This is a genomic window from Lelliottia sp. GFLA7, assembly GCF_056490165.1.
This window is the reverse complement of record NZ_JBWLAQ010000001.1, coordinates 117,445-134,179: the sequence shown is the minus strand read 5'-3', so window position 1 is coordinate 134,179 and position 16,735 is coordinate 117,445. Positions and strand designations below refer to the sequence as shown.

Below are 16,735 nucleotides of genomic sequence, written 5' to 3'. Positions count from 1 at the left end.
TAAAAGATGCAAAACGGCTCTGAAATAGTGCTAAAAAACACGCTGAAAAGCACTTTCGCAAACTTTCCTTGATCTCGCGCATTGCTGTATACATTAACGAAAAATAATGTCTACCCGCCAATTTCGGCTAAGGATCATAAAGGCAGTAGGTGTTTGTGAAAAAGTTGATGGTTTTATGCGTTATGTTGGCGGCGTTTGGGCTAACCGGATGTGCCACCATTGTGGGCGACAGTACGCAAACGGTGCAGGTTAATAGTAATCCGCAGGGCGCTAAGTTTGAAATTAAAGATGAACAAGGCATGATCGTGACTTCCGGTACCACGCCGCAGAGCGTCGTTCTGGATAAATCTGACGGCAGTTATTTTGGGGGTAAAGATTACCAGATTACCTTCACCAAAGAGGGATACGCGCCGAATACGTTGCCTGTGAGGCACTCTGCGAATGGCTGGTACATTGGTGGGAATCTAGTATTTGGCGGACTGATTGGTTACCTGCTTGTGGACCCTTTCAACGGCGGCATGTACACACTCAAACCTAAAGCACCAAATGTCACGCTGGCGGCGGCTCGATAAATAAAGGTGTTGTTGATAGCACTCTAAAAAAGTCCAAGCCCCGTCTGAGGCTTGGATATCATGATGAAGGTATCAGGTTTCCCAGGCGTGCGGAGCGAACAGATAACCTTTGTTGCGCACGGTTTTGATGCGGTAGGGTTCGGTGGCGTTATCCAGCAATTTTTTACGCAGCCGCGAAATAGCGACGTCAACGCTGCGATCCATCCCATCGTAGCTTACGCCGCGCAGGTTTTTCAGCAGCGCGTCGCGATCCATAATCTGACCGGCATGCGTGGCCAGTTCCCACAGCAGGTCGAAATCGGCAGTCGAAAGGGCGACATCCGTGCCCGACAGTAGAACCTGTCGATTCACCGGGTCAATCGATAGCGTGCCGAAGCGCATGGCTTTGTACGGCGTAAGAGCCGGGGACGGCGTCTGGTTTTCAGCGGCGACACGCTGGCGTAAATGAAGACGCAGACGTGCCAGCAGAACAGCAGGCGGCGTAGTTTTAAGAATGTAATCGTTCGCCCCCATTTCCAGTGACAGTATGTGGTTCATATCGCTATCAAGCGAGGTGAGCAAAACGATAGGGCCGTCCCAATGCGCGCGCAAATCGCGACACACGGTCATACCGTCTTTGCCTGGTAGCATGATATCCAGCAGGACCAAATCGGGTTTTTCACGCAGCACGACCTCTTCAGCGCGGTCACCGCGAGGCTCAACGACAACGTCCATATCGTGTTTTCCGAGGTAGGCGGCGATAAGCTGGCCAACTTCGGGTTCATCCTCAACAAAAACGATCTTATTCATAAAACGTCTGTATCGCGAAAAATGTCAACATACACCGCGTAACCTTAACCTTCCATTAATCTTTCATAATTATCATCAGTTCCGCTATTCTGGCCGTTATTGTTATTTGATTGTTAAGGGAAAAGGATGGCGCTTTTGTTGAAGGCGGCGCTGGGTGCGCTGGTGGCGGTATTGATTGGCCTGCTGGCGAAAACGAAGAATTATTATATTGCGGGCCTGATTCCATTATTTCCGACGTTTGCGCTGATCGCTCACTACATTGTGGCGTCTGAGCGTGGAATTGAAGCGTTGCGGACCACCATCGTGTTTGGCATGTGGTCCATAATTCCCTATTTTATTTATCTGCTGTCGCTGTGGTATTTCACGGCGATGATGCGTTTACCGCTGGCGCTGTGCGGGGCCGTGGTGTGCTGGAGCCTCAGCGCCTGGGTGTTAATCTTCTTCTGGAGCCGTTTTCACTAATTCAGTGGACGACCGCCGTCGACGCCAAACGAACGCCCCGTGACGTAGCAACTTGTCAGTAAATAATCGATCAGGTCGATCACTTCTTTTTCGCCCGGCACAATTTTCATCAGCGATTTATTCAGCGCTTTCTGGCGGTATTCCGCATCGTCTTCTTCGTTAAACAGAATTAACGAAGGTGCGATGGCGTTGACCTTTACCTCCGGCGCTAACTTGCGCGCAAAAGAGCGAGTCATGTTGTCCAGCGCCGCTTTGCTTGCCGCATAGGCAATGTGCTTATCGCTGCCGCGTTCGACGACGTAATCGGTAAAATGAATAATGTCGCCAGCGGCATGGCCGTGGCCGCGAAGCAACTCTTCGAGCGCATGATTCAACAGATAAGGCGCATGAACGTGGATCTGCATCATGCAGGCGAGCGTTTCGCTGAGCGGTGTGCAAGGTTTTTCAGCCTGCCATGCGCTGGCATTATGAATGATGGCGCGCAATCCGCGGGTGTTGGACTTCACCGTTTCGGCAAATCTCAGAATCCCTTCGTCAGTAGAAAAATCGGCCTGAATGCAGGTGGCACCTGCCTGGCGTAATCCTTCTATCGAGGGATATTCGTTGCGATAGCTCACGATAACCGGCTGGCGGAGAGTGAGAAAGTGGTGGGCAAGGGCGAGGCCGATACGTCGGCCTCCACCCGTAATCAGAATGGGGCGTTGTGGCGCGTTTCCCATCGTTTTCTCCTTTTCAGTTCGACAATGGGAAAGTGTGCGCTTATCCCATTAACATCCACGTTGCCGGTACGGATGCAACCAGTAACAGACCAATCAATGCCAGTTCGCGCCGTTTCAGAGCATGGCTAAGCTGATGCGTGCGGCGGGCATAAATAAACACCAGCAGACCCGGCGCGTAAAGTACCACGGAAAGCAGGAGATGCATCGGGCCGGAAGCATACAATAACCATAACCCATAGAGACAAGCACCGACACCCACCACGTAATGCACGGGACGGGTGGCTATTTTTAGCAAATAGGCGCCAACAAGGAAATAGGGTACCAGAATCATCTCTGAGGCAATGGTGAGCAGAGTGTTATAGTCCGAACCTGTGAGCCAGATCAGCACCAGACATACCTGCACGCTGATGTTGGTCAGCCACAGAGACGCAGAGGGCGCGCTGTTCTGATTCTGACGCGCAAACAAGCGCGGGAACGCCTTGTGCGTGGCTGCAAGGAAGGGTACTTCTGCCGCCATAATCGTCCAGCTCAGGTAGGCACCGCAAACCGAAACAATCAGCCCCGCAGCAATCACCACATCGCCCCAGGAACCCATCATTTTGACCATCAGGCCGGCCATAGAAGGGTTACGCATTTGCGCCAGTTCTGGACGGGCAACCACACCAATAGACAGCAACGTGACCAGCAGATAGACGCTTAACGCAGCCAAAACGGCCAGCAGCGTGGCACGGCCGACATCGCGTTTGTTGCGTGCCCTTGCCGAAACCACCACTGCGCCTTCTACCCCAATAAACACCCACAGCGTGATGAGCATGGTGTTTTTGACTTGTTCCCAGACGGGGACGCCCAGCGCCACGCCGCTGAAATCAAGGGTGAAGACGTCGAGACGAAACGCGACAAATGCCAGGACGATAAACAGGCCCAGCGGGACCAGTTTTGCCAGCGTCGCCACCAGATTGATGCTTGCCGCCGTCTGCACGCCGCGCAGGACCAGAAAATGGACGAGCCACAGCAGAACCGACGCGCCGACAATAGATTGCCAGGTGTTGCCATCACCGAAGAAGCGCAGTTCAGGGGTATCAGTAAAGAAACTCAAGGCGGAGAACACAATTACCAGATAGGAGACGTTGGCGATCACCGCGCACAACCAGTAACCCCAGGCGGAACAGAAGCCGATTAACTCGCCAAATCCTGCACGCGCATAAGTGAATATCCCGCCATCTAAATCCGGGCGGATACGCGTTAGCAATAACATGGCAAACGCCAGCAGGAGGATCCCCACGCCGGTGATGGCCCAACCGATGAGCAATGCCGCCGGGCTGGCGACTTCGGCCATATTCTGCGGCAAACTGAAGACGCCTGCGCCCAGCATGGAGCTTAAAACAAGCGCAGTTAATGCGCTCAGGCCAAGTTTCTTTTCCATTGGCTTCCTGTTATGAAAGGTCCAAATCCAGAATAATTATTTCGCACAGGCGCATAAAAATGGTGGATCACACTAAGGCGCGGGATTTTACGGAGTGTCTTGCTGGCATGCAATGATGTGAGGCAGAATTTCGATCAAATTAAGAAAAAAGGCGGCATTGCGCCGCCTTTTTAGACCCGTGGTGTTACTTGTACAGGTCGGCGCTGATGGTGATGTTATTACCACGTTCCTGCCACTGGCGGGTGATGTGATAATACTTAGCCCCTTTCTTCTGCGCGCGTTTAGCGACCTGGTACGAAATTTCCGTCATGTTGCCGTAGTTGCCGGTGAACTTCACGCTGTCGAACGGAACCATCTGCGCTGCGGCAGTTTTGTTCAGCTCTTCAATCTTAGTGCCGTCCGGCAGGGTTACGGTATAGCGACCCCCTTTAGAGGATTGCGTTTCAAAGAAACGGCCCACATCAGAACTTGGTGCAGCAGAGGTTGCCACGCCTGGAATCTCAACGGCCTTAGCCGCTGCGCCGCCGGTCGCCAGCGCTGCACGTCCAGCTTCTGAATCCGCTGGAATCGCATCCGGGCTCTGCAGAACACGTTTTTTCGCATCAGCTTTATAAATGTAAGCAGTGATACGCTGATTGCCGCCCTGGTTAGCATCCACCTGGCGCACGATATAGAAAGAGGCTGCCCCTTTCGCTTTCGCGGCTTTGGTGATGGCGTCGTTCACTTCTGGCTGGCTGCGATAGAAACCCTGAACGGTGACGGTGTCAAAAGGCTCAAGCGCAATCGCCTGGTCTTTTGGCAGTTCCGTTACGCCGTTGATCACACGATTTTTTGGCGCGTCAGCTTTGGGTGCATCGTTTTTATAAAGAGCGACCGTAACGCGTTGGTTACCGCTGTTGCCATGATCGGAAGAATCAATCACGTAGAATGAGTCTGCACCGACTTTATCGGCCAGTTTTGATGCGGCAGCTACGGCTTCGCTAATAGTGTTATAACGACCCACAATGGAAGTCTGATCGAAAGGTTTTAACGCTGATGCTTGCTCCGGCGTTAATTCTGTCGCCGCGTTAGCGGACAAGGCGGTCGCAGAAAGAAGTACGGACGCCAGGAGAGTGTTCTTAAGCTTCATAAAAATAATCCTTCGCCATGCGCAAACCAGGTGCTGGTGTTGTTGTTAATTTGAAATCGTCGCCGATTATGGCATTTAAAACCTGTCGCTGTCTGCGCCATTTTTCGCAGCCGGTGCTGAGGTCAGGATTAAGTTCGATAACATTTAGTGATATGTTGAATAAACAGGCGTTTGAACAGTAAAACTGATTAGGCATATGACTTTCACGAGTTAATTTAATGTTAATGGGTTGTTCTAATGTGGGGCTATATCATGTTTTTACCGCTTCGCTTGACCTATTTATCGGGCCTGGCGCTGAAAATAAGGTAAATATGTCGGTCAGAGACCGTGATCACTTATTTTTCACAGATAAAGTCAGAAATAGTGTTTTCTTGCGGTGGATCACAAGCGTTATTTTCAGTAGGTTATAGAAAGTTTGTTACTGTTTTATTTTCCGTGGTTATACATTCGTCAGGTCGTGATCGGGCGACAGCAAATGCGAACCGCGGTCATTTATCGACAAACCATCATCAAGAACCGATGGAAGGGAAAACTATGCGTATTGGGGTACCAAAAGAACGGTTTGCCAATGAAACCCGCGTAGCTGCAACGCCGAAAACGGTCGAGCAGCTGCTTAAACTGGGTTTTACCGTCGCGGTCGAAAGCGGCGCGGGCAAACTGGCGAGCTTCGATGACGAGGCATTTATTCAGGCTGGCGCCGAAATCGTCGACGGCGCTGAGATTTGGCAATCGCCGGTGATTCTGAAGGTGAACGCACCTGAAGAGAACGAAATTTCTTTACTGAATCCAGGCACGACGCTGGTGAGCTTTATCTGGCCGGCGCAAAATCCAGAACTCATCGAGAAGCTGGCCGCACGCGGTGTCACGGTAATGGCAATGGATTCTGTGCCACGTATTTCTCGCGCGCAGTCGCTGGATGCGTTGAGTTCAATGGCTAACATTGCGGGCTATCGTGCCATTGTTGAAGCGGCGCATGAATTTGGGCGTTTCTTCACCGGGCAGATTACCGCTGCAGGTAAAGTGCCCCCTGCGAAGGTGATGGTGATCGGTGCGGGTGTGGCCGGTCTGGCAGCGATTGGTGCGGCGAACAGCCTCGGCGCAATTGTTCGCGCATTTGATACCCGTCCGGAAGTGAAAGAACAGGTGCAGAGTATGGGTGCCGAGTTCCTTGAGCTGGATTTCGAAGAGGAAGCGGGTAGCGGCGACGGTTACGCGAAAGTGATGTCTGAGGCGTTTATTAAGGCCGAGATGGCGCTCTTTGCCGCGCAGGCAAAAGACGTCGACATCATCGTGACCACCGCCCTGATCCCAGGCAAACCGGCGCCGAAGCTGATCACGCGTGAAATGGTTGATTCCATGAAAGCGGGTAGTGTAGTTGTCGACCTGGCTTCGCAAAACGGCGGTAACTGCGAATACACCGTTCCGAACGAAATCTTCACCACGGCGAACGGCGTGAAGATCATTGGTTATACCGACCTGCCGGGACGTCTGCCGACACAGTCCTCTCAGCTGTATGGTACGAACCTCGTCAACTTGCTGAAGCTGCTGTGCAAAGAAAAAGACGGCAACGTGACCGTTGATTTTGATGATGTCGTCGTACGCGGTGTGACCGTGGTTCGCGATGGCGAAGTCACCTGGCCCGCTCCGCCAATTCAGGTTTCTGCTCAGCCTAAGGCCGCGCCAAAAGCGGCTCCTGCGCCGAAAGAACCGGCTGAACCGGTTTCCCCTTGGCGTAAATATGCGCTGATGGCGCTGGTGATTATTCTGTTCGGTTGGCTGGCAGACGTCGCGCCGAAAGAGTTCCTCGGTCACTTCACCGTCTTTGCGCTCTCCTGTGTCGTCGGTTACTACGTGGTGTGGAACGTTTCTCACGCACTGCATACGCCGCTGATGTCGGTGACAAACGCTATTTCCGGGATCATCGTGGTCGGGGCGTTGCTGCAAATTGGGCATGGCGGCTGGATCAGCTTCCTGAGCTTTATCGCGGTGCTTATCGCCAGTATCAATATTTTCGGTGGTTTCACCGTGACTCAGCGCATGCTGAAAATGTTTCGTAAAGGCTAAGGGGTAGCATATGTCTGGAGGATTAGTTACAGCTGCATACATTGTTGCTGCGATCCTGTTTATTTGCAGTCTGGCGGGACTTTCCAAGCACGAAACGTCGCAACGGGGTAACAACTTTGGTATCGCCGGGATGGCGATCGCGCTGATCGCGACGATCTTCGGGCCGGATACCGGCAACGTGGCATGGATTCTGGTGGCGATGATCATCGGTGGCGCGATTGGTATTCGTCTGGCAAAACGCGTTGAAATGACCGAGATGCCAGAGCTGGTGGCGATTCTGCACAGCTTTGTGGGTCTGGCGGCGGTGCTGGTTGGCTTTAACAGCTACCTGTATCACGAACCGGGTATGGAGCCGATTTTGGTCAATATTCATCTGACCGAAGTCTTCCTTGGCATCTTCATCGGTGCGGTGACATTCACAGGTTCTATCGTTGCGTTTGGAAAATTGCGCGGCAAGATCTCCTCTAAGCCGCTGATGTTGCCAAACCGCCACAAGATGAACCTTGCGGCGCTGGTGGTCTCTTTCCTGCTGCTGGTCGTGTTTGTGCGTACCGAAAGCGTGGGCATGCAAGTGCTGGCGCTGCTGGTGATGACCATTATCGCGCTGGCATTTGGCTGGCATCTGGTGGCGTCTATCGGCGGTGCGGATATGCCGGTTGTGGTGTCGATGCTGAACTCCTACTCAGGCTGGGCGGCAGCGGCGGCGGGCTTTATGCTCAGCAACGACCTGCTGATCGTCACCGGTGCGCTGGTGGGTTCTTCGGGTGCAATCCTGTCTTACATTATGTGTAAGGCGATGAACCGCTCCTTCTTTAGCGTGATTGCAGGTGGATTTGGTACCGACGGTGCCACGTCTACGGGCGATGAAGAGGTGGGTGAGCACCGCGAAATTACTGCTGAAGACACCGCTGATATGCTGAAAAACTCGCATACGGTAATCATCACCCCAGGCTATGGCATGGCGGTGGCGCAGGCGCAGTATCCGGTGGCAGAAATTACCGAGAGATTGCGTGCTCGCGGCATCAAAGTGCGTTTTGGTATTCACCCTGTTGCGGGTCGTCTGCCGGGGCACATGAACGTTCTGCTGGCAGAAGCGAAAGTGCCATACGATATCGTGCTGGAGATGGATGAGATCAATGATGATTTCACCGACACCGATACGGTTCTGGTCATCGGCGCGAACGACACGGTTAACCCTGCGGCGCAGGACGATCCGGGTAGCCCAATTGCCGGTATGCCTGTTCTGGAAGTGTGGAAGGCGCAGAACGTTATCGTCTTCAAACGCTCAATGAACACTGGCTATGCAGGCGTACAGAACCCGCTGTTCTTCAAAGAGAACACCCACATGCTGTTTGGCGATGCTAAAGCCAGCGTGGATGCAATTCTGAAATCGCTTTAAGACGTAAAATGTGAAAAAGCCGCCAGAGATGGCGGCTTTTTTTATGGCGGTGAAGCCGGTTTTAATCGTCTTCTTCGTCGTCCAGTTCCACAGGCGTTTGATACTGATCCGGTTTAATCACCAACAGGTCGCAGCGTAAATGGTCAATGACCTGTTCAGCCGTGTTGCCCAGGAAGGCTGCGGAAATACCGGTTCGCCCGACGGTTCCCAGCACCACAATACCTGCCTGCAAATGCTCCGATAAATCAGGAATCACCTCTTCAGGCAGACCTTTTTCAACGTGGGTCATTTTCTCGTCGATGCCAAATTTCTGGCGGAGGGCTTTCATTGCCAGCAGATGCTGACCGCGAATCGCATCGTTATACACGCTTGGATCAAATTCAGGCAGTTCGATGGCAATATTAATCGGCGTGACCGGATAAGCACCAATTAAATGCACTTCGGTATGATTGACCTGCTCGGCGAGATGTATCGTCTCTTTGACCAGTTTTTCATTCAGAGAATTATGATAATCCTCTTCACTGGCGAGGTTCACGGCGACCAGTGCTTTTCCGCCTTCTGGCCATGGCTGGTCTTTGACCATCCACACCGGACACGGACATTTACGCAGCAAGTGCCAGTCGGTCGGGGTGAAAATCACCGACTCCAGTTTGTCGTGCTGATGGGCCATTTTGAGCAGCAGGTCGTGTTTCTCGGCAATCACTTCCTGGATGATGGCCTCAAAGGGACGGTTATGCCACACCACTTTGATATCAATGGGAATGCCCGCATCGATGTAATATTTTGCCTGCTCGCGGATCCACGCGGTACGCTGGCTGATCACTCCCTGACGCATCGCCGTGCGTTCGTCAGGCGACAGAAGGGTGGTCATTTCGTATGAGAAGTCATAGATGGGCAAAAACGCTTTGATTTTGCCACCAATCCGTTGATGTAAATAGACAGCTCGACGTAATGCGGGTTGATCGTCCTGATTAGGATCGATGGCCACCAGCATGTTTTGATACTTTGCCATACAGGTCTCCTTACTACTGTCACCACAGTCTGTAATTAAAAGAGTAACCTATATATGTTGAATGAAACAGGGGAGAAGTTTTACCAGATCAATAAATCGTGAGAATTTATTGATGAACGCCTTTATATGTTGATTCCCGTAAATTTTTCCAGGATTAAGCCGATCTTTTGGCCATCACAGGAAGCCACCTGTCAGCTTGAGACGCTGAAGCGTAGTGTCTGCTGGCGGAACATGTTGAGTGTTTGCCGGGTGGTGCTACTCTTTTTGAGGGTTTAAAGGAGCAAATCGATGAAGAATAAAGATGAACAGACGGGGTTGGTGGGGCTGGCAATCGGCGCGGCAGTGATTGGCCTGGTCTCCGCGCAGAAACCCATCAATCGGGACAGTGTTGTCGGTGAACTGGTTAGACTCGGTAGGCAGAAGGGTGATGGCGTGGAGGATGAGGTTTTTCTACAGGCTGCGGCGCTTGTGCGCAAAGGCGTATGAGAAACTGACACGGTGACCGGGTTAACGCCATAGACACGCAATGAGTTCTGAAACGTGAATGGCTCATTTGATATTTGCCAGCGACGAGAGACATGCGCACAACCCTGGCAGTCATGGATTATAAAAGAAGGCGATTGTGGTAAAAAAATTGGTGACAGGGCAGTTAAGCTTGCCGATGACGTTCTGGGGATGGGGATTTTGCGGGGGGTTATTGATCGGTCTGATGGGGCTAGCTGGCATACATACAGGTTATGCGATGCTAGTGCCGCTGAGTTACATCGTTAAAACAATTCTGTTTAGTGCTGTACTGTCAGGTATCACGTTCATTCTTCGTAGAAAAATCACCGTGCTTGGTGTTCTTGCTTTTTTTGTTGCCTTAATCCAGGTGATTATGGGCATGGTTATGTTTGTCGGGCTTTCTTCATTACTCTTTAAATAATTGAAGTGCTGGAGTCACATGCAAGCCGAATAAGAGTGGGATGAGTATTTAACGCGTTGAAGAAGGGGGAGTTTTAATACCGGGCCAAAAAATCGTTGACCCGGTAAAGAGAAAAGTGCGTTATGCGACGTTGCGCGAGTGACCCGCAAGAACCGCCAGCGCTTCACCATTCTCGATGGTGATGTATTTGCCTTTTACCGCCAGCATGCCGCTTTTCTGGAAACGACCCAGCAGACGACTGATGGTTTCAACGGTCAGACCCAGATAGTTACCGATATCCCCACGCGTCATGGTCAGACGGAATTCGCGAGGAGAGAAGCCCCGTTCCGCGAAACGGCGTGACAGATTGTAGATAAAGGCTGCCAGACGCTCTTCAGCATTCTTTTTGGAAAGCAGCAGGATCATGTCTTGATCGCCTTTGATCTCACCGCTCATCAGACGCATCATCTGCTGACGCAGATTAGGCATTTTGCCTGACAGATCATCCAGCGTTTCGAATGGGATTTCGCACACCATTGAGGTTTCAAGCGCCTGAGCAAAGCTCGGGTGATGAGCTGTCCCGATGGCGTCAAAACCGACCAAATCGCCAGCAAGATGGAAGCCAGTGATCTGCTCGTCGCCTTGCTCGGTGATGGTATAGCTCTTGATGGTGCCAGAACGGATTGCATAGAGCGATTTCAGTTCGTCCCCCGCTTTGAACAGCGTCTGCCCTTTCTGAATAGGCTTCTTGCGCTCGATGATGTTATCAAGCTGATCAAGTTCATGCTCGTTCAGGGTAAACGGGATACAGAGCTGGCTAATGCTGCAATCCTGACAATGGATAGCACAACCGCCAGACTGAATGCGTCGTATAATTCGCTTTTCCGGGATCATAGGTCTGCTCAAGCTTTAATTGATATTGGTCAATTTTAACATCTTTTTAGTGGAGACGTAAGCCTGGTAAACCATCAATACAGACAAGTGGCGACATTGTGTCGCCATCTTCTTGAAATTCCACAGCTTGACTGTGGGATTTGGTGCTAACTGGAAGAAAATTAAGCACTAAAAGCCTGGTTTCTACAGCAACAAATAGCCTTCATGACGCAAAAGCCACTCTTTTCGTTGCACACCACCCGCGTAACCCGTCATCGTTCCATTGCGACCAATCACGCGATGGCAGGGCACCACAATACTCACCGGATTGGAACCGTTCGCTGCACCTACCGCGCGAGCCGCTCCGGCGCGTCCGAGCTGTTCGGCAAGCTGACCGTAGTGCATCACTTGCCCGCAGGGAATGGCGCGCAATGCCTGCCACACCTCGCGCTGGAAGGGCGTGCCCGCTGTTGCGGTAGGCAATGTATCAATAATGCTGAGATCGCCTTCAAAGTAGTTTGCCAGCTTCTCGCTCAGACCGCCCGGATTGGTAGCACCGATGCGTTCATAACCGGTGCGGTAATGAATATCCAGCAGTTCAACCATGCGATTGCTGTATTCTTCCCACTCCACCGCGCGCAGATTGAACTGCTCGTCGGCGATCACCCATAGGGGCCCCAGCGGCGTGGCAATCTTATCTTCGAGTAATCTCAGCATCCTTTTTCCCTTAATTCAGCCGTGGGTAAATCCCCGGTCCAATTGGCAGTCCGACAAGATACCACGCCACTAACATCACCAGCCATACCCCTAAAAAGATAAGCGGATACGTAAGACCAGCGAATAGTAGGTACCCAGTTTGGCATCCGGTTTATAGCGCTGAAGGCGCTCACAGAATGCGGCGAGAGCTTTTATCAACATGCAAATTTGATTCTCGAAGAACGGCGTGCGGAGCAGGACGATATCCATCAGCGTCAAGGTCTGCTGGGCGGTCAAATTAACATTGGCACGGGGGAAGTATCGCCCGTAAGTTAATGCCTGCGGTGATTACGCGCTTTCATGAACAGCACCCGCTGGTGAAAGTACGAATTATGGAAGGGCAACGGGTATCGATGATTAACGAATTACGTCAGGGCGAACTTGATTTTACGATAAATACCTATTAGCAGGGACCATTCGACCACGAATTTACCGTTGAAAAACGCTTCGAAAAACCGTTTGCGGTATTTTGTCGGAAAGGGCATCCGGGGTAGGGGCTAAATCCATCAATGCGCTTCTGCATTATAACTGGAGCATGCTGACGCCTCGTGAGAGTTATTATAAGCAGCTGGAGGACATGTTTAAATATCGCTCAAAAATACCGCGCATTGACGTTGTATGCGAAACATTCTCATCCTGTATCAGCCTTGTTGCGCAAAGCGATTTCTTGAGTACCTTACCGCAAGAACTGGGCTGTGATCCGCTCCTGATGCACCATCTGGCGATGTTGCCGATCGAAGAAACCTTACCCAAAGCCGCTTATGATTTAATTCAAAGACGTGATTCCCTACAAACGCCGCTGACGTTGTCGTTAATTACGCAATTCAGAAGACATACCCGCGGAATATTAAGCGGCGACGAACAATAAAAAAATAGAGTCTGCCGACATCGGACAGACCCTACAGTACACACAGCAGTTCATCCTATTGCAAATCCCGCTTCATTATTCCGTTCTGCAGGTTTATTTAGTTATAACAGGTTTCACTTAAAAATAAAGTGATGGCACCTCGAAATTCACATATTTTTAACTCAAATTGGTAAATTAATTAACAGTTAAATTGTGGTTAAGGTTGATTTAATCATTCATATTAGCCATGTTAATTCTTTTCATGTGGTTATTACTTTTGATTGTGTCGTCATCGCTTCTGAAGTGATGTGGCTGGAGCATTGAGACCCCCGTCCGGCGCGGGTATAGTACCCCTTCAGATGTAGCCGGAGAATTTCCATGAAGCCAGACGACAAATCAATTTTTCTTGACGCCATGGAAGATGTCCAGCCCCTGAAACGTGCCACGGATGTCAACTGGCAGCCTAATCGTAACTCGCGCACCCGTCAGAATGTTGATGTTACTCAGCTTGATAACTTTTTGACGCTGGGGTTTCTCGACGTAGTGCCTCTCGCCGAACCGCTGGCGTTTCAGCGTGAGGGTGTCCAGCAGGGCGTAATTGAAAAATTACGTCACGGAAAATATCCCCGACAGGCCAGTCTGAATCTTTTACGCCAGCCGATTGAGCCGTGTCGCCAGATGCTGTTTAGCTTTATTCGGCAGGCGCATCACGATGGTTTGCGCAACCTGATCATCGTTCACGGAAAGGGCCGGGAAGATAATTCGCATCCGAATATTGTGCGCAGTTATCTGGCTCGCTGGTTAACACAATTTGATGAAGTGCAGGCCTTCTGCGTAGCGCTGCCGCATCACGGTGGTGATGGCGCATGCTATGTTGCGCTGCAAAAATCCGAAGCCGCTAAACTGGAAAACTGGGAACGACACGCAAAACGGAGTCGATAAGCAGGTTTTGCTTTTAGTGCCAGAAAAGCAATGCGGGCGATAATTCACCCGCATTTCAAAAGATGACTGTCAGAAGGTTTCCCAGTTTCCGTCTGAGGCAGAGGCCGCAGCCGGACGCAATACCTGCGGTGTTTTAAGATTCGACGGTCGCGGCGCGCTGTTTTGCGCTTGTGCATTCAAGCGGAACGCGGCAACGGCCTGGCGCAACTGCTCGGCCTGATCTTCCAGCGCCGCCGCCGCCGTGGCGGATTCCTGCACCAGCGCGGCGTTCTGCTGCGTCACGCTGTCCATCTGAGAAACGGCCAGACTGACCTGCTCAATCCCGCGGCTCTGCTCATCGGATGCCGACGCGATTTCGCCCATGATATCGGTCACGCGCGTCACCGCCGCAACAATCTCTTTCATGGTTTTGCCTGCTTCGCTGACCTGCCCGGAGCCGGTATTCACGCGGCTGACGGAGTTTTCAATCAATCCTTTGATCTCTTTCGCGGCCTGCGCGCTGCGGCTTGCCAGCGTGCGGACTTCACCGGCAACGACGGCAAATCCACGGCCTTGCTCACCGGCACGAGCCGCTTCCACAGCGGCGTTCAGCGCCAGAATATTGGTCTGGAAAGCGATGCTGTCGATAACGCTGGTGATGTGGGCAATTTGCTGTGAACTGTCGGCAATCTCGGTCATGGTACGAATGACGTTATCGACCACCATTCCACCCCGATCGGCGGTTTCTGAGGCATTTTTTGCCAGCAGAGTCGCCTGGCGGGCGTTGTCGGAGTTTTGTTTGACCGTGGCGGTCAGCTCTTCCATGCTTGCAGCGGTCTCTTCCAGGGAAGAGGCTTGCTGTTCAGTACGTGCAGACAAATCGTTGCTGCCCGTCGCGATTTCGCCCGCGCCGGTGTAGATGGAATCGGTGCTGCCACGTACCGCGCTGACGGTTGTCACCAGCGATTGCTGCATTTCATGCAGACCCGCAGCCAGTTGACCCATTTCATTACGACTGTCGATAGAAATGGTGTGCGTCAGGTCGCCGCTGGCGATGGTGCGAATATGGTTCATCACGCTGCGCAGTGGTCTCAGCAGGAGATGCTGCAAACCCATCCAGAACACAATCAGTACGCCGATGACCACCAGCAAAATGGTGCCCAACGTCCACTGCATGCTGGTAAAGCTGTTTTGGTTTTCCAGAGCAGCCGCCTTCAGCAGGGTGTTGTTTTCTGCACGCCAGCGCGTGTAGACGGCTTCCATCTTGTCCTGAGCCTCTTGGGCATCCAGATCGCCGTACGCCTGATAGTTATCAGCGCTCAGATATTCGATCGACAGTCGCATGACTTCGTGCATCTGGGTGTATGCTTTCTGCATCTCGGCAGTTAATTCCTGGCTCTGCCCGTTCACCGGCGGCATCTCATGCCATGCGCTGTAATAGGCTTCAGCTTTGCCCAGAGACGTGCTGGCGTTACCGAGCAGCTTGTTGATCGCCGCCAGAGAAGCGGGATCGCGCTGATTTTTAAGGTAACGGATCGCAACGCGAGTGACGGTAACGCGCGTTTTAACCAGCGTGTTCACGCTGTCGCTCAGGCTCTCTTGTTGCGCGTTGAGATTTCCTGAATTTTGGAAGTTTTGACGATCATTGCTGACTGCGGAGTAGAACAAGCCACCCGTGACGACCTGGAGCAGGCAGAACAGCGTAAGTGCAAAAATGATCCCAGTAATTACGTGCAGATTTTTCAGCATAAAAAGACGCCCGATTGTTGTGCAGAAGTTGCACCATTACTATCGACGTAGTATCTCTAAACTTTAACTTAACAGTGACTAAACTAACTTTTTCTTCATGTAACCTATTGTTCCCCTGAATACTATTTATCAAATTTAATTTTCTTTCAGTTCGTCGAACAGGAATCAAAAAATGATCAATATCGAGAAAAGCGGCACGTTTACGTTAGGCACGCGTAGCGTGAAAAGAGTGGGTTATGGGGCGATGCAGCTCGCCGGCCCGGGCGTGTTTGGCTCGCCGAAAAACCGGGACGCGGCGCTGGATGTGCTGCGGGAAGCAGTGTCAACTGGGGTTAATCATATTGATACCAGTGATTTTTATGGCCCTCACGTTACCAACCAACTGATACGTGAGGCGTTACATCCGTACCAGGACGACCTGACGATTGTGACCAAAATTGGTGCGCGGCGTGGCGCTGATGCGTCGTGGCTCCCTGCATTTTCTGCTCAGGAATTGACTCAGGCGGTACACGATAATCTGCGAAATCTGCAGCTGGATACGCTGGATGTGGTGAATTTACGCATTATGTTCAGTGCTCACGGACCCGCAGAAGGATCCATTGCTGAGCCGTTGACCACGCTTGTCGAATTGCAGCGTCAGGGGCTGGTGAGACATATAGGTTTGAGCAATGTGACCGCCGCGCAAGTCGCCGAAGCGCAGAGCATCGCCTCGATAGTTTGCGTGCAAAACCTTTACAACATTGTTAACCGTGGCGACGATGCGCTGATCGATTCTCTGGCGGAGCAGGGCATCGCTTATGTGCCGTTTTTCCCGCTCGGTGGGTTTACTCCCTTGCAGTCTTCCGGCCTCCAGGCCGTCGCGGAGGCAGTAAAGGCGACGCCAATGCAGGTGGCGTTGGCATGGTTGCTGAAGCGTTCACCTAATATTTTGCTTATTCCTGGCACTTCGTCGGTTACGCATCTGCATGAAAATCTTGCCGCCGCAGAGCTTGTGCTGTCCGACGAGGCGATGGATACGCTCAATGCGCTCGCGTCTTCTGAAGAGAGGAATACTGCGCAGCATTAAGCGACTAAAAGCAAAACAGGACGCGCCCTCAGGCTAAGTCGGACAAAATT

Annotated in this window: 16 protein-coding genes and 2 pseudogenes; 9 read left to right on the top strand and 9 right to left on the bottom strand. The window is 51.8% G+C overall.

The features are described 5' to 3' along the window. Positions 1 to 167: 167 nt before the first annotated feature. On the top strand, positions 168 to 572 hold the full coding sequence (locus tag AC07RN_RS00665; protein ID WP_478335318.1) for a hypothetical protein: 405 nt from the start codon (positions 168 to 170) through the stop codon (positions 570 to 572). 72 nt (positions 573 to 644) lie between these two features. Here AC07RN_RS00665 and rstA read toward each other — a convergent pair whose 3' ends face one another. Next, positions 645 to 1,361: a two-component system response regulator RstA gene (gene rstA / locus AC07RN_RS00660; protein ID WP_478335317.1), complete on the bottom strand. Its 717-nt coding sequence runs from the start codon at positions 1,359 to 1,361 to the stop codon at positions 645 to 647. Between the two features lie 126 nt (positions 1,362 to 1,487). Between rstA and AC07RN_RS00655 the strand changes: the two genes are divergently transcribed. Continuing rightward, positions 1,488 to 1,823 (top strand): GlpM family protein, encoded by a 336-nt coding sequence (locus AC07RN_RS00655; protein ID WP_478335316.1) that lies wholly within the window; start codon positions 1,488 to 1,490, stop codon positions 1,821 to 1,823. Here the strand turns inward: AC07RN_RS00655 and folM are convergent. The 3 genes from folM to ydgH form a co-directional block, all read right to left on the bottom strand. Beyond that, positions 1,820 to 2,542: a dihydromonapterin reductase gene (gene folM, locus AC07RN_RS00650; protein ID WP_478335315.1), complete on the bottom strand. Its 723-nt coding sequence runs from the start codon at positions 2,540 to 2,542 to the stop codon at positions 1,820 to 1,822. The two genes, AC07RN_RS00655 and folM, sit on opposite strands and share 4 nt — an antisense overlap. Positions 2,543 to 2,582: 40 nt before the next feature. After that, the gene (locus AC07RN_RS00645) at positions 2,583 to 3,965 is read right to left on the bottom strand and encodes an amino acid permease (protein ID WP_012017240.1); all 1,383 of its coding nucleotides are present in this window, start codon (positions 3,963 to 3,965) and stop codon (positions 2,583 to 2,585) included. 184 nt (positions 3,966 to 4,149) lie between these two features. Continuing rightward, a complete protein-coding gene (ydgH, locus tag AC07RN_RS00640) occupies positions 4,150 to 5,094 on the bottom strand; it encodes a DUF1471 family protein YdgH (RefSeq protein WP_478335314.1) in 945 nt (314 codons plus the stop codon). Between the two features lie 534 nt (positions 5,095 to 5,628). On the opposite strand from ydgH, the gene pntA reads away from it, so the two are divergent. Both pntA and pntB read left to right on the top strand, forming a co-directional pair. Continuing rightward, entirely contained in the window at positions 5,629 to 7,158 is a 1,530-nt protein-coding gene (gene pntA, locus AC07RN_RS00635; RefSeq protein ID WP_478335313.1) for a Re/Si-specific NAD(P)(+) transhydrogenase subunit alpha, read from the top strand. A gap of 10 nt (positions 7,159 to 7,168) precedes the next feature. Further along, positions 7,169 to 8,557 carry a Re/Si-specific NAD(P)(+) transhydrogenase subunit beta gene (gene pntB / locus AC07RN_RS00630; RefSeq protein WP_012017243.1) on the top strand — a complete coding sequence of 463 codons (1,389 nt, stop codon included), beginning with the start codon at positions 7,169 to 7,171 and terminating at the stop codon, positions 8,555 to 8,557. A gap of 61 nt (positions 8,558 to 8,618) precedes the next feature. Here pntB and uspE read toward each other — a convergent pair whose 3' ends face one another. After that, positions 8,619 to 9,569, bottom strand: a complete 951-nt coding sequence (gene uspE, locus AC07RN_RS00625) for a universal stress protein UspE (RefSeq protein ID WP_012017244.1) — start codon at positions 9,567 to 9,569, stop codon at positions 8,619 to 8,621. Between the two features lie 288 nt (positions 9,570 to 9,857). Here uspE and AC07RN_RS00620 point away from each other — a divergent pair, with 288 nt between their 5' ends. Together AC07RN_RS00620 and AC07RN_RS00615 are read left to right on the top strand one after the other, a co-directional pair. Continuing rightward, the gene (locus AC07RN_RS00620) at positions 9,858 to 10,055 is read left to right on the top strand and encodes a hypothetical protein (protein ID WP_041689389.1); all 198 of its coding nucleotides are present in this window, start codon (positions 9,858 to 9,860) and stop codon (positions 10,053 to 10,055) included. Between the two features lie 136 nt (positions 10,056 to 10,191). After that, positions 10,192 to 10,494, top strand: coding sequence for a hypothetical protein (locus AC07RN_RS00615; protein ID WP_012017245.1), 303 nt, complete (start codon positions 10,192 to 10,194; stop codon positions 10,492 to 10,494). Between the two features lie 120 nt (positions 10,495 to 10,614). On the opposite strand, the gene fnr is transcribed toward AC07RN_RS00615, so the two are convergent. The 3 genes and pseudogenes from fnr to AC07RN_RS00600 form a co-directional block, all read right to left on the bottom strand. Then, a complete protein-coding gene (gene fnr / locus AC07RN_RS00610) occupies positions 10,615 to 11,367 on the bottom strand; it encodes a fumarate/nitrate reduction transcriptional regulator Fnr (RefSeq protein WP_012017246.1) in 753 nt (250 codons plus the stop codon). Between the two features lie 183 nt (positions 11,368 to 11,550). Beyond that, positions 11,551 to 12,063: a methylated-DNA--[protein]-cysteine S-methyltransferase gene (gene ogt / locus AC07RN_RS00605; RefSeq protein WP_012017247.1), complete on the bottom strand. Its 513-nt coding sequence runs from the start codon at positions 12,061 to 12,063 to the stop codon at positions 11,551 to 11,553. A 10-nt stretch (positions 12,064 to 12,073) separates the two neighbouring features. After that, positions 12,074 to 12,228, bottom strand: a pseudogene (locus tag AC07RN_RS00600) (AbgT family transporter); the annotation flags it as partial. 3 nt (positions 12,229 to 12,231) lie between these two features. On the opposite strand from AC07RN_RS00600, the pseudogene AC07RN_RS00595 reads away from it, so the two are divergent. Continuing rightward, a pseudogene (locus AC07RN_RS00595) lies at positions 12,232 to 12,970 on the top strand (LysR family transcriptional regulator); the annotation flags it as partial. A gap of 357 nt (positions 12,971 to 13,327) precedes the next feature. Continuing rightward, positions 13,328 to 13,891, top strand: coding sequence for a DNA endonuclease SmrA (gene smrA / locus AC07RN_RS00590; protein ID WP_478335312.1), 564 nt, complete (start codon positions 13,328 to 13,330; stop codon positions 13,889 to 13,891). 69 nt (positions 13,892 to 13,960) lie between these two features. Here the strand turns inward: smrA and tcp are convergent, their stop codons facing one another. Then, positions 13,961 to 15,619, bottom strand: a complete 1,659-nt coding sequence (tcp, locus tag AC07RN_RS00585) for a methyl-accepting chemotaxis citrate transducer (RefSeq protein ID WP_407434813.1) — start codon at positions 15,617 to 15,619, stop codon at positions 13,961 to 13,963. Between the two features lie 172 nt (positions 15,620 to 15,791). Between tcp and AC07RN_RS00580 the strand changes: the two genes are divergently transcribed. Continuing rightward, a complete protein-coding gene (locus AC07RN_RS00580; RefSeq protein ID WP_478335311.1) occupies positions 15,792 to 16,685 on the top strand; it encodes an aldo/keto reductase family oxidoreductase in 894 nt (297 codons plus the stop codon). Positions 16,686 to 16,735: the final 50 nt, after the last annotated feature.